The sequence below is a fragment of the Patulibacter minatonensis DSM 18081 genome, from assembly GCF_000519325.1.
Taxonomy (GTDB): domain Bacteria; phylum Actinomycetota; class Thermoleophilia; order Solirubrobacterales; family Solirubrobacteraceae; genus Patulibacter; species Patulibacter minatonensis.
In genome coordinates this window covers 3300830-3321797 of record NZ_KI912613.1, presented here as the reverse complement: position 1 = coordinate 3321797, position 20968 = coordinate 3300830, and the positions used below count along the sequence as shown (strand labels likewise).

The 20968-nt window shown below is 75.0% G+C and carries 19 protein-coding genes; 9 read left to right on the top strand and 10 right to left on the bottom strand.

The window, feature by feature from the left end; all coding sequences use genetic code 11:
- Positions 1 to 2: 2 nt before the first annotated feature.
- Positions 3 to 1013, bottom strand: coding sequence for an ABC transporter ATP-binding protein (locus PATMI_RS0115335; protein ID WP_084269979.1), 1011 nt, complete (start codon positions 1011 to 1013; stop codon positions 3 to 5).
- Between the two features lie 75 nt (positions 1014 to 1088).
- Positions 1089 to 1700: a GNAT family N-acetyltransferase gene (locus PATMI_RS0115330; RefSeq protein ID WP_026911522.1), complete on the bottom strand. Its 612-nt coding sequence runs from the start codon at positions 1698 to 1700 to the stop codon at positions 1089 to 1091.
- A 128-nt stretch (positions 1701 to 1828) separates the two neighbouring features.
- Here PATMI_RS0115330 and PATMI_RS0115325 point away from each other — a divergent pair, with 128 nt between their 5' ends.
- On the top strand, positions 1829 to 2887 hold the full coding sequence (locus tag PATMI_RS0115325) for a hypothetical protein (protein WP_026911521.1): 1059 nt from the start codon (positions 1829 to 1831) through the stop codon (positions 2885 to 2887).
- A gap of 70 nt (positions 2888 to 2957) precedes the next feature.
- Here the strand turns inward: PATMI_RS0115325 and PATMI_RS0115320 are convergent, their stop codons facing one another.
- From PATMI_RS0115320 to PATMI_RS0115310, 3 genes are all read right to left on the bottom strand, one after another.
- The gene (locus PATMI_RS0115320) at positions 2958 to 4772 is read right to left on the bottom strand and encodes a choice-of-anchor Q domain-containing protein (protein WP_157260791.1); all 1815 of its coding nucleotides are present in this window, start codon (positions 4770 to 4772) and stop codon (positions 2958 to 2960) included.
- Positions 4773 to 4895: 123 nt separating this feature from the next.
- Positions 4896 to 5063, bottom strand: coding sequence for a hypothetical protein (locus PATMI_RS36775; RefSeq protein WP_157260790.1), 168 nt, complete (start codon positions 5061 to 5063; stop codon positions 4896 to 4898).
- Positions 5064 to 5175: 112 nt separating this feature from the next.
- Positions 5176 to 7974 carry a helix-turn-helix transcriptional regulator gene (locus PATMI_RS0115310; RefSeq protein ID WP_026911519.1) on the bottom strand — a complete coding sequence of 933 codons (2799 nt, stop codon included), beginning with the start codon at positions 7972 to 7974 and terminating at the stop codon, positions 5176 to 5178.
- Between the two features lie 95 nt (positions 7975 to 8069).
- Between PATMI_RS0115310 and PATMI_RS0115305 the strand changes: the two genes are divergently transcribed.
- On the top strand, positions 8070 to 8948 hold the full coding sequence (locus PATMI_RS0115305) for an aldose 1-epimerase (RefSeq protein ID WP_026911518.1): 879 nt from the start codon (positions 8070 to 8072) through the stop codon (positions 8946 to 8948).
- An 87-nt stretch (positions 8949 to 9035) separates the two neighbouring features.
- The gene (locus PATMI_RS30520) at positions 9036 to 10529 is read left to right on the top strand and encodes an MFS transporter (protein WP_036725952.1); all 1494 of its coding nucleotides are present in this window, start codon (positions 9036 to 9038) and stop codon (positions 10527 to 10529) included.
- Positions 10530 to 10565: 36 nt separating this feature from the next.
- On the opposite strand, the gene PATMI_RS0115295 is transcribed toward PATMI_RS30520, so the two are convergent.
- Together PATMI_RS0115295 and PATMI_RS0115290 are read right to left on the bottom strand one after the other, a co-directional pair.
- A complete protein-coding gene (locus PATMI_RS0115295) occupies positions 10566 to 10967 on the bottom strand; it encodes a nuclear transport factor 2 family protein (RefSeq protein WP_026911517.1) in 402 nt (133 codons plus the stop codon).
- Positions 10964 to 12199, bottom strand: coding sequence for a cytochrome P450 (locus PATMI_RS0115290; protein WP_026911516.1), 1236 nt, complete (start codon positions 12197 to 12199; stop codon positions 10964 to 10966). The genes PATMI_RS0115295 and PATMI_RS0115290 overlap by 4 nt, the downstream gene beginning before the upstream one ends.
- A 116-nt stretch (positions 12200 to 12315) precedes the next feature.
- Here PATMI_RS0115290 and PATMI_RS30515 point away from each other — a divergent pair, with 116 nt between their 5' ends.
- The 3 genes from PATMI_RS30515 to PATMI_RS0115275 all read left to right on the top strand — a co-directional run bounded on the left by PATMI_RS30515 (position 12316) and on the right by PATMI_RS0115275 (position 16097).
- The gene (locus PATMI_RS30515) at positions 12316 to 13494 is read left to right on the top strand and encodes a LuxR C-terminal-related transcriptional regulator (RefSeq protein ID WP_051471738.1); all 1179 of its coding nucleotides are present in this window, start codon (positions 12316 to 12318) and stop codon (positions 13492 to 13494) included.
- 201 nt (positions 13495 to 13695) lie between these two features.
- Entirely contained in the window at positions 13696 to 15054 is a 1359-nt protein-coding gene (locus PATMI_RS0115280) for a hemolysin family protein (RefSeq protein WP_026911515.1), read from the top strand.
- Complete coding sequence (locus tag PATMI_RS0115275; RefSeq protein WP_026911514.1) at positions 15051 to 16097, top strand: hemolysin family protein; 1047 nt, start codon at positions 15051 to 15053, stop codon at positions 16095 to 16097. The genes PATMI_RS0115280 and PATMI_RS0115275 overlap by 4 nt, the downstream gene beginning before the upstream one ends.
- A 45-nt stretch (positions 16098 to 16142) precedes the next feature.
- Here the strand turns inward: PATMI_RS0115275 and PATMI_RS0115270 are convergent, their stop codons facing one another.
- Genes PATMI_RS0115270 through PATMI_RS30510 form a run of 3 tightly spaced genes read right to left on the bottom strand, consistent with a single transcriptional unit; the run spans position 16143 to position 19060 of the window.
- A complete protein-coding gene (locus PATMI_RS0115270) occupies positions 16143 to 16841 on the bottom strand; it encodes a response regulator (RefSeq protein ID WP_026911513.1) in 699 nt (232 codons plus the stop codon).
- On the bottom strand, positions 16838 to 18316 hold the full coding sequence (locus PATMI_RS0115265) for an ATP-binding protein (protein ID WP_026911512.1): 1479 nt from the start codon (positions 18314 to 18316) through the stop codon (positions 16838 to 16840). Before PATMI_RS0115265 ends, PATMI_RS0115270 begins: the two co-directional genes overlap by 4 nt.
- Before the next feature lie 57 nt (positions 18317 to 18373).
- Positions 18374 to 19060 (bottom strand): TetR/AcrR family transcriptional regulator, encoded by a 687-nt coding sequence (locus tag PATMI_RS30510; RefSeq protein ID WP_051471736.1) that lies wholly within the window; start codon positions 19058 to 19060, stop codon positions 18374 to 18376.
- A 191-nt stretch (positions 19061 to 19251) separates the two neighbouring features.
- Here PATMI_RS30510 and PATMI_RS30505 point away from each other — a divergent pair, with 191 nt between their 5' ends.
- From PATMI_RS30505 to rpsR, 3 genes are all read left to right on the top strand, one after another.
- Complete coding sequence (locus tag PATMI_RS30505; RefSeq protein WP_051471734.1) at positions 19252 to 19983, top strand: metallophosphoesterase family protein; 732 nt, start codon at positions 19252 to 19254, stop codon at positions 19981 to 19983.
- Positions 19980 to 20528 carry a hypothetical protein gene (locus tag PATMI_RS0115245; RefSeq protein ID WP_026911511.1) on the top strand — a complete coding sequence of 183 codons (549 nt, stop codon included), beginning with the start codon at positions 19980 to 19982 and terminating at the stop codon, positions 20526 to 20528. The genes PATMI_RS30505 and PATMI_RS0115245 overlap by 4 nt, the downstream gene beginning before the upstream one ends.
- 92 nt (positions 20529 to 20620) lie before the next feature.
- Positions 20621 to 20959: a 30S ribosomal protein S18 gene (gene rpsR, locus PATMI_RS30500; RefSeq protein WP_022929269.1), complete on the top strand. Its 339-nt coding sequence runs from the start codon at positions 20621 to 20623 to the stop codon at positions 20957 to 20959.
- Positions 20960 to 20968 lie beyond the last annotated feature (9 nt).

The following is a 20968-nucleotide window of genomic DNA, read 5'->3' as shown; positions in this document are numbered from 1 at the left end:
GCTCACGCGCGGAGCTCCCGCCCGGTGAGCTCGAGGAAGACGTCCTCGAGGGTGCGCTGCTTGACCTGCAGCCCGCCGAGGAGGACCTCGTGCTTCGCGCACCAGGCGGCGACGCCCGCCACGAGCTGCGGCGTGACGGGGCCGACGACGAGGTAGGTGCCCGGGGCGGGCTCGTGGACGAGCTGCTCGCCGCCGAGATCGCGCTGCAGCGCGGCGACGTCGAGCCCGGGGACGGCCTGGAAGCGGACCTCCCGCTCGGCCTGGCCGCGGATCAGCTCGTCGCAGGTACCGGTCGCGATGACCTTGCCGTGGTCGACGATCACGACGTCGTCGGCGAGGCGCTCGGCCTCCTCCATGTCGTGCGTCGTCAGCACGATCGAGACGCCGTCGCGGCGCAGGGCCTCGACGATCCGCCAGGTCTCGTGACGGGCCTGCGGATCCAGCCCGGTCGTCGGCTCGTCGAGGAAGACCATCTCGGGCCGGCCGACGAGCGCCATCGCGAGCGACAGGCGCTGCTGCTGGCCGCCCGAGAGCCGGCGGTACGGGGTGTTCTGGACCGTCGCGAGGCCGAGGCGCTCGAGCAGCGCGTCGGGGTCCATCGGGTCGGCGGCGTACGACGCGACGAGGCGCAGCATCTCGCCGCAGCGGGCGGACTGGTAGACGCCGCCCTGCTGGAGCATCACGCCGATCCGGGGGCGCAGCTCGTCGTTGTCGGCCCGCGGGTCGAGCCCGAGGACGCGGACGGTGCCGCGGTCCGCCCGGCGGAAGCCGATGCAGGTCTCGATCGTCGTGGTCTTCCCGGCGCCGTTCGGGCCGAGCAGCGCCAGGACCCGGGCGCGCTCCACGCGCAGCGACACGCCGTCGACCGCGGTGCGGTCGCCGTAGCGCTTCACGAGCCCGTCGATCACGAGGGCGGGCTCGGCGGCGGGGCGTGCGGCGACCGGCGCGGGCGTCACGGCCACGTCGGCGTCAGCTTCCAGGGCTCGGGCGTGGGTCAGGCGCAACCCGACCATGATGCCCGATCGCCCGGGTCCGGCGACGGCCGCCCGCGGGTGAGGGATCCCTCATCCGGCGGCGTGTGCAGCGGGTCACTGATCCGCCACGAACGTCGGCGGCGGCGAGCCGTCGACGGTGATGGCGCCCGCGAACTCGGCCCGGAGCGGCGACCGCTCCCACTGCTCGCGGAGCAGGCCGAAGATGTTGACGTCGAGGAAGTCGTCGCCGTGGCGGTGGTAGCCGCGGAGGATCCCCTCGTGGCGGAGCCCGACGCCCAGGAGCGCCTTCGTCGAGCGCTCGTTGACGGGGTTCGAGTACGACCCGAAGCGCTGCATGCCGAGGAGCTCGAAGGCCAGGTGCTGGAGCAGCGCCTTGGACTCGCGGTTGGCGCCCGTCCCCCAGAAGTCCCGGCCGAACCACGTGCCGCAGACGCAGCGGCGGTCGCGGACGGAGAACTCGTAGAGGCCCGTGATGCCGGCGGGCCCGTGCTCGTGGTGGACGGCGAGGAGGTCGAGCTTGAAGCCCAGGAGACGCTCCTCGGGGAGCCCCGCGAGGAACCGGCGCGGCTGGGCGACGTCGGTGTACGGGCCCCAGGAGAACCAGCGCGTGACCTCCGGGTCGGAGGCCAGGCGCAGCAGCTCCTCGGCGTCGTCCTCGGTCGGGATCCGCAGGGACAGGGTCGGGCCGTGCAGCGCGAAGGGCATCGGGCGCCGAGCCTATCCGGCTGCGGACGGGGCCGATCCCGCGGATATGCTCGGCCGACCGACGGTCGCCCCGGACTCCGGCCCGGGCGTCGGCCGGAGGGTCAGATCCCCCGATCCACCTCCCCCGCATGCCCAAGATCCCCCACGGCCCGGCCGTCCTCGCGACCTCCGCGCTCCTCGTCGCCGCCCCGGCGGCCCCCGCCGCGTCATCGGCTCCCGCGACCACGTCGCCGTCGGTGACGCTCACCGCCACCGCGATCACGAAGGCCCTCTCCTCCAAGCGCACGAAGACGACCGTGACCGTCGCCAACACCGGCAGGGCGAAGCTCTCAGGGCTGACGCTCCGCGCCGCCGGCGCCAAGGGCGTCCAGGGCACGATCGCCGGGGCGAAGCGCGGCGTCCGGGCGCTGAAGCCGCTGAAGGCCGGCGCGAAGGTCCGCGTGTCGGTGACCCTGCGACGCACGAAGGGCGGCCCGACGTCCGGCGCCTACGGCCTGCGGGTACGGCAGAAGGGCAAGGTCGTCGCGTCCGGCCGCATCGCGTTCGGCCCGAAGGCGACGCCCGTCGAGGACACGGTGGTCGGGCGGTACTACTGGGGATCGAAGTACACGCTGAACGGCATCCAGCAGTACACGCTGCTGTTCTCGAGCCCGGGCCTCGTCTTCACCGGCGACGCCGAGGGCACGTTCCCGGTCTGCACCGCGGTCACCGAGGACTGCCGGCCGTACACGTACGACCCGAGGACCAAGGCGCTCACGATCGACGGCAAGCCGGCCACGATCACCGGGACGAAGCTCGAGCTCGACGGTCAGGCGTACTTCGCCCTCGGCACCGCCACCGCCGGGGCCAGGTGGGACACGGTCCTCACGTACTCGAACAGCAGCGGCGTCTGCCCGCTCTACTGCTCCTCCTTCACGGAGTACCTGACGTTCCGTCCCGACGGCACGTTCATCCGCAGCGCCGTGGCGTCGGGCAGCGGACCGGCCGCCGACTACGCCGTCGTGCCCGCCGACCAGAAGGGCACCTACGAGGTCCGCGCCGACGGCACCCTGCGGCTCGCGTTCGCGGACGGCAAGGAGCGCGTCGAGACGCTCGGGGTCTTCCCGGACAAGGCCGACGCGTACCCCGCGAACCCCAGCGCCGGCATCGTGCTGGACGGCGACGGGTACTTCGACATCCGCGACTGACCACCGCGCGTCACGCGGCGCACGACCGACCTGCGCGCCGGGCTCCGGGCCCGGCGCGCGGCGGCGTCCGTCAGGACGACTTCGCGGTCGTGAACGAGACCGTCCGCGTCGTCGCCTTCTTCCCCGCCGTGGCGACGACCGTGACCTTCAGCCGCACGCGCTTCTTCCCGCGCAGCACCTTCTTCCCCGCCTTCGTGACCTTCACCCGGACGAGCGTGGCCTTCCCGGCCGCGACGCTGCGCGTGCCCGTGGCGACGGTCCTCCTCCCGTACTTCACGGTGATCCGGACGCCGCAGGCGAGGTCGCACTTCGTGGAGACCAGGAGCCCGCCCGACCCGAGGATCGTGCGCAGGGTGCGATTCCGGGGCGACAGGACGAGCTTCGGCGCCCTGGCCGCCACCGGGGGCTTCGGCGTGCCGGGGCCGGGGCCCGGCCCGGGGCCGGGCCCCGGCGTCGGCGTCGGCACGATGCTCGCCGCGACACCCGTGAGGGCCGCGCTCGTCGCGTCGACGGCACCCGCGGCGTTCGTCGCCGTCGTCCGGCAGGCGACCGCGTGCCCGACGTCCGCCGTCGTCACGACGTAGGTGTCCCCGGTCGCGACGGTCCCGCCGTCGCGCAGCCAGGTGGCGACGGAGGTCGCCGGGCCGTCCGGGCTCGTGGCCCCGGGAGACGCGCAGCTCAGCGTGCTGCCGACCGCCGGAGTGCCCGACGCCGTCGGGCTCCCGTCCAGCGTCGGGAGCTGGAACTCGAAGGCCCCGATGTCGCACCGGCCCTGCGGGCGTGGGAGCAGGCGCTGGTCGTGCAGCAGTCCGGTGTCGTTGCACAGTCCGGGGTTGCCGGCGTTGATCGCCGGGCTCCCCGGGAGCAGGGCGAGGGTGCTCGTCGCGTCCGGGGCGGCGGCGAGCGTGCCGAGCTTCGGGTCGGTGCCGACGAGGTCGCCGGGGCCCTTGGTGGGGAAGCACTGGTCGCGACTGTCGAGGTTGTACCCCTGGCTGACGTTGATGGTCGCGCCGCCGGAGGTCCCCGTGCAGTTCTCTCGGCCGGCGACGGTCGACGTGCCGCCGGAGACGATCGAGTCGCGCAGCGCGAAGACCCCGGAGAGGTTGCCGGCGCCGTCGGCACCGGTCGCGCCGTTGCCGGTCACCGTCGAGCCGACCAGCGTCACCGTGCCGTTGGCGCCCGCGATGCCCCCGGCGCCGATCAGCCCCCCGTTGACGACGTTCGTCGCGGTGTTGCCGGTGACCGTGACGTTCCGGAAGGTGCCGACCCCCTGGTTGAAGTAGAAGAGGACGCCGGCGCCGCCGTACTTGCCGGCCGTGTTGCCGGTGATCAGGCTGTCGATCACCGTGGTGGGGGTGCCCGACGTCCCGGCCGTGTTCAGCCCACCCCCGCCGGCGGCGGAGTTGCCGATCAGGGCGACGCGGTCGAGGGTCAGGAGGATGTTGCCGTTCTCGGCGTCGATCCCCCCGCCGAAGCCGGTGCCCGCGTGGCCCCCCGTGATCGTGATGCCCGTGAACCGCACCGTCCCGCTCGTCACGTTGAACACGCGCGACCCGGCCGACCCGAGGACGGTGGTCGACCTCGACCCCGCACCCACGATCGACACGCTCTTGGCGATCGGGAACTGCGCGGCCTGGTCGTTCTGGTACGTCCCCGCGGCGAGGTTGATCACGTCCGGGGCGCTCGGGGTCGCGTTGACGATCGCGAGCGCCTGACGCAGCGAGCAGCCGGTCGGGGGCGTCGCGCAGGCGCCCGCCGGGTCGTCGGTGCGGGAGACGTCGAACGTCGTCGCTCCGGCGACGGGCGCGGCGAGGAGGAGCGCCCCGGTGCCGATGGTGGTGGCGAGCGCGGGGCGCACGAGGCGTCCTGGTCGGATGCTGGGCATGGCGGCGATGCTCGTCGGCGCGCCCCGTTCCGGCATCGGTGCGGCCACCCTGATCTTCGGACGGGGCCCACCCCACGCCGGAGCCGCGGCGGGCACGTCCCGGGTGGTGCTCGCCGCGGCCGTTCAGCCGTCCATCGCCGGGGGTGCCGTCGCCTCCCCCGCCGCCTCCGCGTCCAGCAGGCGGATCAGCGCGAGCCAGCCGACGAACGGCCGCGTGACCCCGTCGGACGTGACGACCTGCCCTCGCGGGGGCGTGGTGTCCTCGATCCGGACCTGCACGTTCGCGAGCACGACCCCAGGCTGGCGCGTCGCCGCCCGGGGGTCATCGGGGTCGGGGTACTGATCATTGTCCGCCCGGGTGGGAACCACGCGGACAGCCCCACGGCGCACGGCCCGGGCACCGTCAGCGCGCGTCGTCGGGCCCGGCCAGCGCGTCCCGGAGCGCCGTCCGGGAGCTGATCCCGAGCTTGCGGTACGTCGTCGTCAGGTGGCTCTCGACGGTCTTCTTCGTGACGAAGAGGTGCTCGGCGATCTCGCGGGTCGTGCGACCCTCGACGGCGAGGTCGGCGACGCGGCGCTCGCTGGCGGTGAGGGCGTCGACGCCGCTGAAGGCCCGGCGCCGGGGTCGCGCGCCCAGGACGTGGAGCTCGGCCAGCCCTGCCTCGGCGAGCAGGTGCGCCTGACACTCGCTGCCGAGCTGCACCGCGCGCTGGAGGGTCTCGCGGGCCACGGTCCGCTGCCCCGAGCGGCGCTGGACCCGGCCGAGGTCGAGCAGGACCCGGGCCCGCTCGAGACGCAGCGGCGTGGGCTCGACGAGCGCGAGCGCCTCGGTCAGGGCGGTCTCCGCGACGTCCGGCCGCAGGCGGGCGCGCAGCCGCAGCTGGGCCGCGATCCGGCCCGGGACGCCCCAGTCCCGTGCGCGCCGGAGCTCGGCGTCGGCGCGGTCCAGGGCCTCCGCGGTCCGGCCGGCGGCCGCGAGCGCCAGGGCCTCCGCCGCGTGCAGCTCGACCGGCTGGACGGGGTCGCCGACGCCCGCCATCGCCGACCTCCACGCGGCCGCGTCGGCGAGCGCGGCGTCCGTCCGGCCCGCCGCGAGGTGCACGAGGGACCGGTGCCCGAGGAGCAGGAACCACTCCGGACCGAGCGCACCGTCGAGCCCCTGCTCGGCGAGCAGCGCGTCGGCCGCCGCCGGCCCGTCGTGCTCCAGCAGCGCCGAGAGCACCATGCCCGTCGTCATCCCCTCGAGCGTCGCCCGCAGGGGCCCCGAGACGGTGGTCGCGAGCTCGAGCAGCCGCCGACCCTCGGCCACCGACGCGGCGACCTCGCCGCGGAGCAGCAGCAGGTGGATCAGCGGGAAGGCCGCCGTCAACCGGGACCCGGGCCAGCCCTCGAGGTGCTCGACGGCCTGCACCTCCCGCAGCTCGCGCTCTGCCTCGTCGAGCCGCTCCGCGTAGAGCAGCAGCAGGATCGGGCTGTTGACGTAGACGAGGGTCATCGGCGAGTCGCGGGCCAGCGCGCCGCCGCCGAGCGCCGCCAGCGCCAGCGCGACGCGGTCGGCGTGGTGGGTCCCCGGACCGAGGCCGAGCCGGATCGCCCCGCCGACGCACGCCAGCCGCGCACCCGGCGTCGTGTCCGGCCCCGGTGGCCCGGCGGGCAGCTCCGGCCTCCGGCGCTCGAGCTCGGGGAGCCACCAGTCGTAGTACGACGCGACGGCGCGCAGGCGCAGCGCGTCGTCGGAGTCCGCGGCCCGGACGTCCGCCGCCTGCACCGCGGCGTCGATGCCCGCGGCGATCCCGGCGGTCAGGACCCGGGCCTGGCACGCGGCGACGACGACGTCGACGTCCGCGGCCGGGTCGGTGATGCTCGCCCCCAGGTGCTCCCACGCGCGCTCGACGTCGCCCAGGGCGTGGTGGGCGAGCCCGAGCTCGGTGCGGACCGCCGCGAGCCGGTCGGCGTCGGGCGGCTCGGCGAGGGCGCGCTCCAGGAACGGGACCGCCGTCCCGGGTGCGGCACGCGAGCGCTCCAGCGCCGCGGCGGTGCGGAGGTCGGCCACCGCGGCGGGGTCGCCGACACCCGGCCCGAGCACGAGGTGCCCCGCGATCTGGGTCGCGGGCGCACCGGCCTCCCGCAGGACCTCCGCGGCCCGGAGGTGCGCGAGGGCGCGGGCGTTGGCGCCGTCGTCCTCGCGGACCGCGGCGGCCAGCAGCGGATGGGCGAAGCTCAGCGGCTCGGCGGCCCCGAACAGCCCGACGTCCTCGAGCTCCGTCGCCGCGCGCAGCACCGCGGCCGGTGCGAGCGACGCCATCGCCGCGATCTGCGTGACCGGCGCACCGTCGCCGAGGACCGCGACGGCCTTGGCGACCGCGCCCGCGTCCGCGGAGGTCGTCAGCAGGCGGCTGAGGACGAGGCCGTCCACGGCCGACGGCGTGAGCGCCCGGGGCGCGCCGAGGCCGCCGGTGCCCTCGCGGACGACGTCGTCGGCGATCGCGCCCACGAGCAGCGGGATGCCCCGCGTCAGCGTGTGGACGGCCGCGAGGTCGGCGGGGCTCAGGTCCTCCGCGCCCTGCCGGTGCGCGAGCCGCGCCGTCCCGGCGGGGGTCAGTGCCGCCAGCCCGATCCGCGTGGTGTGCGGGAGCCCGAGCACCGCCTCGACGGCCGGGTCGGCGGAGGCCGTCCGGCGTCCGATGGCGAGCACCACCGGGAGGTCGTCCAGCCGGTTGGCGACGTAGGCGAGGGCGCGCCGCGAGACTCCGTCCGCCCAGTGCGCGTCGTCGACGACGAGCACGAGCGGGGACTCCCCCAGGAGCTCGACGACGCGGAAGACGCCGTCGAGCAGCTGCTGCGACTGGTCACCCGGGGCCGCGACGCCTCCACCCCGGGCGAGCAGCGCCCGGACGGCGACCGGCGTCGCGGCCTCCAGACGCGGGTCACCGCGGAGTGCGGCGCCGAGCAGCATCGCGACGGTCCCGAACGCGAACGCCTGCTCGAGCTCCGTCCCCCGCGCTCCGAGGACCCGCAGCCCACGGCCGCCGGCCCGGTCGCGGAGGGCGTGCAGGACGCGCGTCTTCCCGACGCCCGCCTCGCCCTCGACGACCAGCACGCTCCCGCGACCCGCCGACGCGGCATCGAGCGCCGCGTCGACGTCGGCCAGGGCGTCGGCGCGCTCGATCAGGTCCTCGCCTGCCGGGAGGGATGGCGCCATCGCGACGGGAAGGTAGCGCACGCCGTCCGCACCGCCGGGGTGATCCGGGCCCGCCCCGCATCCTGCCCGGGCCGTGGCCCGTCATCCTGTGGGGCATGACCGAGCTGCGCGCCGGACCCCTCACCGCCGTCTGGCGCCCCGACGTCGGCATGGTCGGTGCCTCGCTCACGCACGAGGGCGAGGAGCTGCTCGGCCAGCGCGGCGGCCTCGACGCCTACCGGGAGCGCGGCTCGGCGTTCGGCATCCCGCTGCTGGCGCCGTGGGCCAACCGGCTCTCGGGCCTGACGTACCCGAGCTCGCACGGCCAGGTGTCGATCGACCCGGCGCGGGTGAAGCTCGACGGGAACGGCCTCCCGAAGGACGGCGCGATGGCCGGACGCGAATGGGTCGTCGAGCACGAGTCGCGGGACTGGGTCGTCGCGTCGTTCGACGCCGACGAGCCGGTCCTCGCCGTCTTCCCCTTCCCGCACACCCTGCGGGTCTCCGTCCGGCTCGCGCCCGACGGGATGGAGGTCACGACGTCCCTGACCGCCACCGGCGACGTCGCCGTGCCCCGCTGCTTCGGCTGGCACCCGCTGTTCACGCTCCCGGGCGTCGCGCGCGAGGACCTCGACGTGACGCTGCCCGTGCAGCGCGAGAGCACGCTCGACGACCGCGGGCTCCCGACCGGGCGGGTGCACGTGCCGCACTGGACCGACGGGCCGCTCGGGGACCGGACGGTCGACGCCGAGTACCCGGTGATCGACGGCGCGTTCGTCCTGCGCGGGGGCGGGCGCCGGCTGACGGTGCGCTTCGGCTCGCCCGAGTACCCGGTCGGTCACGCGTGGGCGCCTCAGGGCGAGTCGTTCGTGGCGTGGGAGCCGATGACGGCACCGACCAACGCGCTCGTCACCGGCGACGGCCTGGAGTTCGTGGCGCCGGGTGCGACGACGTCGTCGAGCTTCACGATCGAGGTGGCCGCCGAGCGCCGGTGACGCCGCGCCACAGGCTCGAACCCGACGGCGCGACCGCGAAACCCCCGTCGCGAAGGGGAGTCCGCGCTCCGTTTGTAGGCTGCCACCATGGGAACACCTCCGGCGCCCACGGGCGCATCCTCCCCGGCGGGCGAGTCGAACCGCTGGGCCGTCCTCGCGCTGATCGGCGTCGCACAGCTGATGGTCGTCCTCGACGCGACGATCGTGAACATCGCGCTGCCCTCCGCGCAGACCGACCTGGGCTTCTCGCCCGAGAACCGCCAGTGGGTCGTGACCGCCTACGCCCTGGCCTTCGGCAGCCTCCTCCTGATCGGCGGGCGCCTCGGCGACCTCTTCGGCCGCAAGTGGACCTTCGTCGGCGGGCTGATCGGCTTCTCGATCGCGTCCTTCATCGGCGGGCTCGCGCCGTCGTTCGGCGTGCTGGTGGCCGCCCGGGCGCTGCAGGGCGTCTTCGGCGCGCTGCTCGCCCCGGCGGCGCTCGGACTCCTGACGGTGACCTTCGCGGACTCGCCCGACCGCCCCAAGGCGTTCGGCATCTTCGCGGCGGTCGCGACCGCCGGGGCGTCGGTCGGCCTGATCCTCGGCGGGGTCCTGACCGACGCGCTCTCGTGGCGCTGGTGCCTCTACGTGAACCTCGTGATCGCCATCCCGGCGGCGGTCGTCGCGCTGCGGCTGATCTCGGCCGAGCGCCCGTCGCACCGTCCGCGGATCGACTGGATCGGCACGGCGCTGGCCTGCCTCGGCCTGTTCTGCCTCGTGTTCGGGTTCTCCGAGGCGGAGCGCAAGTCGTGGGACGCGACGTCGACGATCGCCTTCCTGGTCGCCGCGGTCGTGATCCTCACCGCCTTCGTGCTCACGCAGCGCCGGGTGAAGGGGCCGCTCCTGCCGCTCCACATCGTGCTGCACCGGGCGCGCGGCGGCGCGTACCTGTCGATCGTCGTCGCGGCGTCCGGGATGTTCGCGGTCTTCCTGTTCCTCACGTACTTCATGCAGAAGAACCTCGAGTTCTCGCCGCTGAAGACCGGCATCGCGTTCCTCCCGATGACGGCCGCGATCTTCATCATGGCGCCGACGATCCAGACGAAGATCCTGCCGCGCCTCGGCGTCCGCCCGATCGTGATGACGGGCATGACGCTCGGGTTCCTGTCGATGCTCTTCTTCACCCAGCTGGACCCCTCGTCGACGTACGCCGGGGACGTGCTGCCGGGCCTCGTGCTGCTCGGCATCGGCATGCCCTGCGTGTTCGCCCCGTCGTTCGCGACGGCGACCCTCGGCGTCGACCGGCAGGACGCCGGCGTCGCCTCGGCGATGGTCAACACCTCCCAGCAGGTCGGCGGCGCGGTCGGCACCGCCATCCTCTCGACGGTCTTCACCCAGGCGTCGGACTCGTACCTGGAATCCCACGCCCGGACCGCGACCGTCGCGGGCGACGCGGCCATCCACGGCTACACCGTCGCCTTCACGTTCGCGACGGTGCTCTTCGCGATCGGCTTCGTCATCGCGGCGGTCGTCCTCCCCCGGCGGATCACGCCGCAGCAGCAGCCGGTGCAGCAGACCCCGGCGGCCGAGGGCGCCGCCTGAGGGGCCGCCGGGGCGCCCGGCCGGCGCCCCGGTCGGTCAGACGCCGAACACGCGGGCGGTGACCGCGGAGTTCATGAAATCCCGGAAGTGCAGCCACCGGCCGTCGCGCATGGTGATGATGTGGGCAAAGTCGGACTCGAACTCCTGCCCCGTGCTCAGGCGGCGGAAGTTCTGGTGGCCCCAGACGGCGAGCTCGTCGCCGTCGGCGATGAAGGTCCAGGCCTCCATCGCGACGATCTCGATGTGCGCGGCCACGCGGGTGAAGAACTCCGTGGCACCCGCCGTCCCGGTGAAGACGCCGGAGTACGGGATCCCCTCGACCCCGTAGTAGCGGATCACCACGTCGGGGTCGAGGAGCGCGAAGACGGTCTCGACGTCGCCCGCGGGGACGGCGTCGTAGATCCGCTTCGTGTGCTCGATGTTGCGCCCGGTGCTCATCGCCCGAGGACCAGGGGCAGCTCGACGAAGCCGTGCTGCAGGAGGGTGGCGGTCTGCTTGACCGGCGGACGGACCCCGTGCCGGACGACCGGGTACCGGTCGAGGACGGCGTCCAGCACGCAGACGACCTCCAGCCGCGCCAGCGCCGCGCCGAGGCAGAAGTGCAGGCCGTGCCCGAGCGACAGCTGCTTGCGGACGTTCGGACGGTGGAGGTCGAAGCTCGCCGGCTCCGGGAAGACGGCGGGGTCCCGGTTGGCGGCGGCGAAGAAGAGCGCGACCCAGTCGCCCGCCGGGATCGTCGTGCCCCCGACCTCGACGTCCCGCGTGGCGATCCGGAACAGCCGCTGCGGCGGCCCGTAGAGCCGCATCGTCTCCTCGATGAACGCCGGGACCAGGCCGCGGTCGGCGCGGATCTCGGCCGTCGCCTCCGGGTGGCGCGCCAGCGCGTCGAGGACGTTGCCGATGAGGTAGGTCGTGGTCTCCGTCCCGGCGACGACGAGCGTCACGCAGAAGCGGACGATCTCCTCGGTCGTGAGCCGCTCGCCGTCGACCTCGGCCCGGAGCAGGGCGGCGATCAGGTCGTCCGCGGCCTCGACGTCGTCGCCCGCCGTCTCCCGCCGCGCGTGCTCGGCGACCCGCGCCCCGAACGCCTGGAACAGCTCCGCGTTGGACGCCATCCGCTCCTCCGGCGTCATGTCCGACGAGAGCATGAACGCGTTGGCCCAGCGCTGGAACCGGACGTGGTCGCCGTCCGGCAGCCCGAGCAGCCGCACCATCGCGCGGGCCGGGACCTCCGGCGCCATCCGCATGACGTCGACCTCGCCGTCGCCCAGGTCGTCGAGGAGCGACGGCATCAGGCCGGCCAGCCAGGTCTCCAGCCCCTTGATGCGCCGCGGCGAGAACGCCAGGCCGACGAGGCGCCGGAGGCCCGTGTGGTCCGGCGCGTCGTGGTTGACGAGCATCAGGCTCGGCGCGGACGAGGCCTCCTGGACGGGGTCGCGGGACGAGAACGCGGCCGCGTCCTTCGACGCCGCGAGGACGTCCGCGTGGCTGAGGAGCGCCCACGCCTCGACGGGCTCGTCGGCCCCCGGGATCGTGCCGGGCGGCCAGTCGCGGTAGCCCGCCACCGGGGAGTCCCGGCGGAACCGCTCGTAGACGGGGTACGGATCGGCGATGACCGCGGCGGTGGCCAGCCGGTCGATCGTCACGGTGGTGCTGCTGGACGTCGGCATGGGGGGCCAGCCTGCCGTCGTCCCGGAGCGGCGACCAGTGGTCGAAAGGAGCGAACCTGCGCCCCCTACGGAGAACGTTCGCCCCGCGGCGCGGGACCGCGCGTCATCCTGCGCCCATGGGCACGAGCAGCCAGGACGTGGTCGGCGACGTGCCGGCCGCACCGTCCGCCGACCTGCCGGGCTGGGGCTCCCGACGGCCGGCCGGTGCGACGTCCGCGGAGCCCGGCGCCGACGAGCTCGCGGACGTCTTCGAGACCCGGATGCGCGCGGTCCAGGACGCGCTGGAGCGTCACGGCGACCTCGACGTCGTCGCGCAGCTGGAGGAGGCGCTCGAGGCGAAGGTCCTCGCGGAGGAGCGCGCGTCCCACGCGATGCGCCGCCGCCTGGCGGCGCTCGTCGGGCTCCAGGACGCACTCGGCGGACTGCGCCGCGCGACCTCGTCCTCGTCGATCCTGGAGGTCGCGCCGAAGGAGCTCGTGCGCGCCTGCGACGTCGACCGGGCGAACCTCTTCCGGGTCCACGACGGCCGGATGGTGATGGAGGCCGCGTACTGGGAGGGCGACCCGCGCGGCGCGGAGGAGATGCTCGCGTACGCGCGGTCGGCCGCGCCGCGCCTGGACCACATGCTGCTGGAGACCGAGATGATCCGCCGGCGTGCGCCGTGCCTCGTCGTCGACGCCCCGTCGGACCCGCGCGTCCCGCGGGGGCTCGCCGACTTCGCCCGCACCCGCTCGTACGTCGCCGCCCCGATCATGCCGTCGGGCAAGGTGATCGGCTTCGTCCACGCCGACTGCCTCTACTCCGGGCGGGTCTGCGACGAGCTCGACCGCGACCTCGTCTGGGCGTTCGCCGAGGGCTTCGGCTACGCGTTCGAGCGCACCGTGATGGCCGAGCGCCTGCGCCGGCAGCGCGACCGGACGCGCGCCGCGCTGCTCGAGACCGTGGAGCTCCTCGACGACGCCGCCGAGGACGACCTGCGGCTCACGCACGCCGAGGCCCTCAGCGACGCGGAGTCCCGTGCGGCGGCCGGACGCCTGCTCACGCCCGCCGCGCCGATCGAGGCGCTGCTGACCCGGCGCGAGGTCGAGGTGATCCGCCTGATGGCGACCGGCGGGACGAACAAGGCGATCGCGGACGAGCTCGTCGTCACGGTCGGGACGGTCAAGGCGCACGTCAAGCACATCCTGCGCAAGCTCGGGGCGGCGAACCGCTCGGAGGCGGTCTCGCGGTACCTGCGCTCGGCGAGCGAGCTCGATCTCCGGGCCCTCGAGGCGCGCGGGTCCGATCGCGCCTGACCCCGAGGACCGCCCACCCGGCTCGCATCCGTCGGCCACGTCCGTACCATGGTCGTGAATGACGACCCCGCTGGACGACGAGTCCTCCAGTCCCGAGCGTGCGTCAGCGCACGCCGACGACGATCCTCCTCGAGGTGTCGAGCGCGTCCTGGCACGCGCACGCACGTCAGCTGAGGACCTCTCCGCCCGGGGGCGCATCCGATGATCGAGGTGCTCCTGATCCTCGTGGCGCTCTCGCTCGTCGCCGCCTGCGGCGCGTTCGTGGCGGCCGAGTTCTCGCTGATCACGGTCGACCGCAACGCGATCGACCGGCTCGCCGACGAGGGTGACCGCCGCGCGACCGGCGTCTCCCGCGCGCTGCGCACCCTCTCGACGCAGCTCTCGGGCGCCCAGCTCGGGATCACCGTCACGAACCTCGCGATCGGCTTCCTCGCGGAGCCCTCGATCGCCCGGCTCGTCGACGGGCCCCTCGAGTCGCTGGGCCTGAGCGACACGGCCGCCAAGGGCGTCGCGGTGATTATCGCGCTCGTCCTCGCGACCGCCGTGACGATGGTCTTCGGCGAGCTCGTGCCGAAGAACCTCGCGATCTCCAAGCCGGTCGCCACCGCGCGTGCCGTCGCCGGCTTCCAGCGCGGCTTCACCCACGCGACCGCGTGGCCGCTGAAGGTGCTCAACGGCTCCGCCAACGGGCTGCTCCGGCGCATGGGCATCGAGCCGCAGGAGGAGCTCGCGTCCGCGCGCTCCGCCCAGGAGCTCTCGTCGCTGGTGCAGCGCTCCGCCGAGCAGGGCACGCTGGAGACGAACACCGCCACGCTGCTGCAGCGCTCGATCGCGTTCGCCGAGCGGCGCGCCGACGACGTGATGACCCCGCGCACGCGGATGAAGGCGATCGACGAGGACGAGACGGTCGAGGCCGTCCTCGAGCTCGCCCGGCAGACCGGGCACTCGCGCTTCCCCGTCGAGGTCGAGGACTCCGAGGAGATCGCCGGCATCGTCCACATCCGCCACGCCGTGAAGGTGCCGTTCGAGCGCCGCGGCGAGGTCCTCGTCCGCGACGTGATGGTCGAGCCCGTCGTCGTCCCGTCGTCGCTGGAGCTCGATCCGCTGCTCGCCGTCCTGCGCCAGGGCGGCCTGCAGATCGCGGTCGTCGTCGACGAGTTCGGCGGTGTCGACGGCATCGTCACGCTCGAGGACCTGATCGAGGAGATCGTCGGCGAGGTGCTCGACGAGCACGACGACCGCACGTCCGTCGCCCGCCGCCAGGCCGACGGCTCCTGGCTGATGCCGGCGCTCCTGCGCCCCGACGAGGCCGAGGACATCATCGGCGCCCCGGTGCCCGAGGACGAGGACTACGAGACCCTCGGCGGCCTCGTCGCGCTGCACCTCGAGCGGATACCGGACGTCGGCGACGCGGTCGTCATCGACGGGCCCGACGAGGACGACCCCCACCACCGCGTGACCTTCACCGTGAACACGATGGACGGCCTGCGGGTCGACGAGCTGCGGGTGGTCGTCGAGCACCTCGAGCGTCCCGACGACGAGGACGAGGACCGGCGATGAGCGACGGCGTCGGCATCCTCCTCGCGGTCGTCCTGCTCGGCCTGAACGCCTTCTTCGTCGGCGCGGAGTTCGCGCTGATCTCCGCCCGCCGCACCGAGATCGAGCCGCGCGCGGAGGGCGGTTCGCGCGTCGCGAAGATCACGCTGGGCGCGATGGAGAACGTCTCCCTGATGATGGCGGGCGCGCAGCTCGGCATCACGATCTGCTCGCTCGGTCTCGGCTACATCGGCGAGCCCGCGGTCGCGCACCTGATCGAGCCGCTGCTCCACGACGTCGGGATCGGCGAGTCGCTGCTGCACCCGATCGCGTTCGCCATCGCGCTGCTGCTCGTCGTGTTCCTGCACGTCGTGATCGGCGAGATGGTGCCGAAGAACATCGCGCTGGCGGGCCCGGACCGCTCCGCGCTCGTGCTCGCGCCGCTGCTGGTCCTCATCGTCCGAGGCCTGCGCCCGTTCATCGCGGCCCTGAACTGGGTGGCGAACGTCACGCTCCGCACCGTCGGCGTCGAGCCGAAGGACGAGGTCACCAGCGCGTTCACCCGCGACGAGGTCGCGGACCTCGTCGAGGAGTCCCACCGCGAGGGCCTGCTCGACGACGACGAGGGGCGCCTGCTGCTCGACGCCCTGCAGTTCGAGGACCGCACCGCCCTGGCCGTGCTGCTCCCGACCGCGGAGCTCGAGACCGTGGGCCCGCAGGCGACGCCGGCCGAGGTCGAGCTCCTCGCGGGCACCACCGGCTACTCGCGGTTCCCCGTCCAGCACCCCGACGGCTCGCTGTCGGGCTACCTGCACCTGAAGGACCTGCTCGGCGAGGACGACGCCGACCGCGACCGCCCCGTCCCGGCCCGCGACCGCCGGATGCTGCCGACGGTCGACTCGGGTGACCGCCTGCGGACGGTGCTGCAGACGATGCAGCGCTCCCGCGCCCACCTGGCGCGGGTCCGCGACGACGACGGGGCCGTGCTCGGCGTCGTCGCGCTCGAGGACGTGCTCGAGGAGCTCGTCGGCGAGATCCGCGACGAGACGCGCCGCACGCAGACCTGAGGGCGGCGGGCGGGCCGGGGCGCGGGTGCCCCGGGTCCGTCCGCCTCATCCCACGAGCCGGTACCCGACGCCCGTCTCGGTGCGGATCAGCCGCTCGCCCCGGGCGCCGTCCTCGCCCGGGGCCTCGAGCTTGCGGCGCAGGTTCGCGATGTGGGTGCGCAGGGTCGCGGTGTCGTCGGCGTAGGCCGCGCCCCAGACCTCGAGCAGGAGCGCCGCGTGGGTCAGCAGTCGGCCCCGGTGGCGGACGAGGGTGCGGAGCAGGCCGAACTCGATCGGGGTCAGGTGGAGCTCCTCGCCCCCGCGCAGGACCCGGTGGTCGGCGAGGTCGATCTCCAGGTCGCCGACGCGGACGACGGCCTCCTCCGCGACGGGCGCCGCACGTCGCAGCGCAGCGCGCAGGCGGGCCAGCAGCTCGCCGGGCCCGAACGGCTTCGTCACGTAGTCGTCCGCGCCGGCCTCCAGGGCGCGGACCTTCTCGGCCTCCTCGTCGACGGCGGAGAGCACGAGGATCGGGATCTGCGTCCATTCGCGCAGGCCGCGGCAGACGTCGACGCCGCTGCCGTCGGGCAGCATCAGGTCGACGATCGCGGCCTCCGGACCGTGGAGGGCTGCGAGGTCCAGCGCCTCCTCGACGCCCCCGGCGGGCAGGGCCTCGAAGCCGGCGTCGCGCAGCAGCACCTTCAGCGCACGGACGATCTGCCGCTCGTCGTCGACGACGAGGACGGTGCGGCCACCGGCGCTCACGCGTCGTCCCGGGGATCGGCCGGCGGCAACGGCGCGATCGCCGGCGGGCCGGCGGACGCGTCGTCGCCGGCCGCGGGAGGCAGCTCGAGCACGAACGCGGTGCCCTTGCCCGGGTAGCTCTCGGCGCGGAGCGTGCCGCCGTTGGCCTCTGCGAACCCCCGCGCGATCGCCAGCCCCAGGCCGCTGCCCGGCCCCGCGGCCGCCCCGCCGCGGCGGAACGGCAGGAACAGCTCGTCGCGCCCGGACGGCGCCAGGCCCGGACCGCCGTCGACGACCCGGACGACGGAGCGCCCGCGGCGGCTCGCCACGCGGACGAGGACGTCGGCGCGGCCGGTCTCCCGGTCCCGGCCGTGGAGCAGGGCGTTCTCGACGAGGTTCACCACGATGCGGCCGATCTGTACCGGATCGACGCGCGCGCGGGGCGGCGGGTCCTCGCTCTCGATCCGCACGCGACCGGCCTCCGGGTGTGTGGCCTCCATCTCCTGCAGGGCGTCGCGCACGAGGTCGTCGAGCGGCACGTCGTCCGGACGGGGTGCCGACGCGCCGGCCTCCAGGCGCGAGAGGTCGAGCAGCTTGTCGATCAGGCCCGCGAGCCGGTCGCTGCCCTCGAGGACGCCCGCGGCGAGCTCCGCGCGCTCCTCGTCGGACGCCGAGGCCGACCCGAGCGCCTCGGCCGCGACCGCGATCTGGGTGATCGGGGTCCGGAGGTCGTGCCCGACGGTGCGCAGGAGCGTCGTGGCGACCTCGTTGGAGCGGCGGAGCGCCGCGGCCTCCACGGCCTCCCCCGCGAGGCGCTCGCGCTCGAGCCCCGCCGCCACGACCGCCCCGAGCGACGGCGCCACCCGGGAGGTCAGCGCGTCCTGCGCCGGCGCGGACAGCGCGCCGGTCCAGCGCAGCAGCCCGACCGGGCCGCCCGGACCGTCGAGGGCGACCGCACCGCCGTCGGCCGTGACGACGGCCTCGTGCTGCGGGTCCCACGGGACGACCACGACGGGCCGCCCGACGTGCTCGGCGATCCGCGCGCCGACGTCGGGGAGCGCGTCGGCGACCGCCCGCGGCGAGAGCACGAGCGTCGTGAGGTCCGCGACGAGGTCGGCCTCGCGACGCGCGCGGTCGGCCCGCAGCGCCTCGCGGCGGCCGGCCTCCGCGATCCGAGCGGAGACGACCGCGACCACGAGCAGCACCGCCATCGCGGCCCAGTGGCGGTTGTCGTTCAGCGTGAACCGGTGGACCGGCGGCAGCTCCCACCAGTTGAAGGCGGCCATCGACAGCACCGCGGTGGCGATCCCCAGCCCGACCCCCGCCCGCGTCGCGACGAGCAGGACCGGCACGACGTAGAGGACGCCGAGCGAGACGACCGGGGCCTCCCCCTTGAGGATCCCCACGACGACGGTCGCCAGGACGACGCCGAGGACGGCCCAGAGCCCCTCGACCCACGGGTTGCGGACGGCGACGCCGTGGACCGGTTCCGGCACGGCACGACTGTACCCCCGCGGGCCGTCGGGCCCGTCGGGAGTTCGGTCGACCTACCCTCAGCCGTTGGCGCAGGGCGTGTGCGCCGCGGCCTTCAGCGCCAGCAGCTGCTCGCGCGTCGGGGCGGACTCGGCGAGCTCGTGGGCGCCCTCGGGGCGCAGGCCGTCGAGGATCAACCCGAGGTACCGCCGCCAGAGCTCCGGGGAGACCCCGCCGATGACGCCGCCGCCGCAGTGCTCCGTCGTCCCGCCGACCGCCGAGACGAGGAACGGCACGTCCTCGGGCGCCAGGTCCGCCCGGACGACCCCGGCCGCCTGGGCGCGGGCGATGAGGGCGGCGATCGCGTTCATCATCGCCTCGTTGCGCCGGACGAAGTGCTCGTCGCCGTAGAGCTCGGGGCCGACCGACTGCAGGAACGTCCGGTCGCGGGCCTGGATCTCGGCCGTCACCGTCAGCACGCGGACGACGCTCTCCCACGGGTCGTCGAGGGCCGTGGCCTCCTCGACCATGCCGGCCATGCTCTCGAACGTCACGTCGAGGACCGCGACCAGCAGGTCGCGCTTGGTCGGGAAGTGCCGGAACAGCGTGCCCGCACCGACGCCCGCGCGGCGCGCGATCTCGGCCACCGCGACCTCGGGGCCGCCCTCGGCGAACGCCTCGCGCGCCGCGCAGAGCACGCGCTCGCGGTTGCGGAGCGCGTCGGCCCGCATGGGCCGGACGCCGGACTCGGGAGCCTCGGTGGTCACCCGTCCATCCTAGTCGGTCGTCTCGACGAACCCCGTCGCACCGCGGATCGCGGCGGCTGTCGCCGTCGGGCCCTCGACGGCGCCGCCCCGACGGCTCCGCACGCGCGTCCTCCGGCTCCGGGCCCCGCCCGCCCGGCCGCCACGACCGCCGCCCCACCGCCCTTCCTCCGGCGCGTCGGTACGGTGGCCCGGTGCTCGCCCTCCTCTACGACGTGCACGGCAACCTCGCCGCGCTCGAGGCCGTGCTCCAGGACGCCACCGAGGCCGGGGCGACGTCCTGGCTGGTCGGCGGCGACGTGAGCGCGTTCGGCCCGTGGCCCGTCGACGCCCTGCGGCGGCTGCGCGCCCTCGACGACGCGCGCTGGATCCGGGGCAACCACGAGCGGTGGGCGGTCGAGACCGCCGACGTCCCCGACGTCCCCCTCGCCCGCGGCGGCGTGGCCGCGGGACGCGACGCGCTCGGGCCCGCCGTGGTCGCCGAGCTCTACGCCCTGCCGCGCTGGCAGCGGATCCCGGGCGGCGAGGCGTGGCACGCCTCCCCGCGCTCCGACGTCGACGGGTTCGGGCTCGAGCCCGCCGGCGACGACGCAGCGCTGCTGGAGGGCCGGACGCCCGGGCTCCTCGTCGTCGGGCACACCCACCTCCAGATGCGTCGCGACGTCGTCCGCCCCGACGGCGGGACGACGACCGTGGTGAACCCCGGCAGCGTCGGGCTCCCGTTCGACGGCGACCCGCGCGCCGCCTACGGCCTCGTCGGCGACGACGGCGCGGTGCACCTGCGCCGGGTCGACTACGACGTCGAGCGGACCGTCGCCGAACAGGCCGCCCGCTGGGGCGACGCCGGCTGGGCACGGGCCGTCGCAGAGACCTACCGCACCGGCCGACCCGCCTCCATCCCACCGCAGACCGGACCCCGCGCATGAGCACGCCGCCCGACGACCCCGAGACCGACGACCGCATCGCGCTCGTCACCACCGTCGGCCCGCTCGACGCGGTCGTGGTGATCCTCCGCGAGCTGCTGCACGTCGCGTCCGCCGTGCGCGCGACCGCCGTCGTCCCGCCGGAGGGCGACGAGGAGCCGGCCGTCGTCGACGTCGCGCGCCTCTCGCCGATCGAGGTCGCGCGGGGCGAGCACGTCGTCCACCTGCCGCACTCCGGCCCGATGGACGCGGAGGTCCCGCCGCTGTTCGCGTTCAAGGACCTGCCGATGTTCGACGCCGACCCCGAGACCGGGGACATCGCCGCGCCGCTCGGCGGGGTCGAGCACCGCGCGATCGGTGTCGCCGAGACCGCCGCCCAGCTCCCGGACGGCACCGTCCTGCAGCTCGCGTGGGACACGACCCGCCCGGGGGTCCAGTTCTCCGTGACCGCGCGCGCCAAGGACGCCGGCGAGCCGATCGTCCTCGGGATCGGCGACGAGGTCTTCCCGATGCCCGCCGGCTGGCCGGACGTGCCCACCCTGGCCTAGGCCCTCGCCGGTCCGGGGCGCCCGCGGGCGCGCGAGGCACCCGCCGGACCGCAGGGCACCGCCCGCGGGGCCTGTGCCACAATGCCGCGTCTATGGCTCGACCCTCCACGAAGCCGGCCCGTGGCCGGCGCTCCCCGAAGGGCGGTCCCCGTCGGACCCCCAAGCTCACCAAGGAGCAGGTCGCGCAGATCGATCACCTGCACGTCGACGCGCTCCGCGCGCTCGTCACGGAGAAGGGCAAGATCCGCTCGCGTCGCGCGACCGGTCTGAATGCCCGCGACCAGGCCCACGCCGCTCGCGCCGTCAAGCAGGCCCGCGAGCTCGCGCTGCTGCCCTACCCGCACCCCCGCATGATCTCCATGCCGGGCCGCGAGGACCGCGGCGAGGACAAGCCCGAGCGTGGCGGCCGCGGCCGTCGCGACGACCGCTAGTCCGACGCC

What these genes read in the sequence shown, in the direction of transcription:
- PATMI_RS0115335 (WP_084269979.1), bottom strand. Translation starts at nt 1,013, where the DNA reads ATGGTCGGGTTGCGCCTGACCCACGCCCGAGCCCTGGAAGCTGACGCC.
- PATMI_RS0115330 (WP_026911522.1), bottom strand. Translation starts at nt 1,700, where the DNA reads ATGCCCTTCGCGCTGCACGGCCCGACCCTGTCCCTGCGGATCCCGACC.
- PATMI_RS0115325 (WP_026911521.1), top strand. Translation starts at nt 1,829, where the DNA reads ATGCCCAAGATCCCCCACGGCCCGGCCGTCCTCGCGACCTCCGCGCTC.
- PATMI_RS0115320 (WP_157260791.1), bottom strand. Translation starts at nt 4,772, where the DNA reads ATGCCCAGCATCCGACCAGGACGCCTCGTGCGCCCCGCGCTCGCCACC.
- PATMI_RS0115310 (WP_026911519.1), bottom strand. Translation starts at nt 7,974, where the DNA reads ATGGCGCCATCCCTCCCGGCAGGCGAGGACCTGATCGAGCGCGCCGAC.
- PATMI_RS0115305 (WP_026911518.1), top strand. Translation starts at nt 8,070, where the DNA reads ATGACCGAGCTGCGCGCCGGACCCCTCACCGCCGTCTGGCGCCCCGAC.
- PATMI_RS30520 (WP_036725952.1), top strand. Translation starts at nt 9,036, where the DNA reads ATGGGAACACCTCCGGCGCCCACGGGCGCATCCTCCCCGGCGGGCGAG.
- PATMI_RS0115295 (WP_026911517.1), bottom strand. Translation starts at nt 10,967, where the DNA reads ATGAGCACCGGGCGCAACATCGAGCACACGAAGCGGATCTACGACGCC.
- PATMI_RS0115290 (WP_026911516.1), bottom strand. Translation starts at nt 12,199, where the DNA reads ATGCCGACGTCCAGCAGCACCACCGTGACGATCGACCGGCTGGCCACC.
- PATMI_RS30515 (WP_051471738.1), top strand. Translation starts at nt 12,316, where the DNA reads ATGGGCACGAGCAGCCAGGACGTGGTCGGCGACGTGCCGGCCGCACCG.
- PATMI_RS0115280 (WP_026911515.1), top strand. Translation starts at nt 13,696, where the DNA reads ATGATCGAGGTGCTCCTGATCCTCGTGGCGCTCTCGCTCGTCGCCGCC.
- PATMI_RS0115275 (WP_026911514.1), top strand. Translation starts at nt 15,051, where the DNA reads ATGAGCGACGGCGTCGGCATCCTCCTCGCGGTCGTCCTGCTCGGCCTG.
- PATMI_RS0115245 (WP_026911511.1), top strand. Translation starts at nt 19,980, where the DNA reads ATGAGCACGCCGCCCGACGACCCCGAGACCGACGACCGCATCGCGCTC.
- rpsR (WP_022929269.1), top strand. Translation starts at nt 20,621, where the DNA reads ATGGCTCGACCCTCCACGAAGCCGGCCCGTGGCCGGCGCTCCCCGAAG.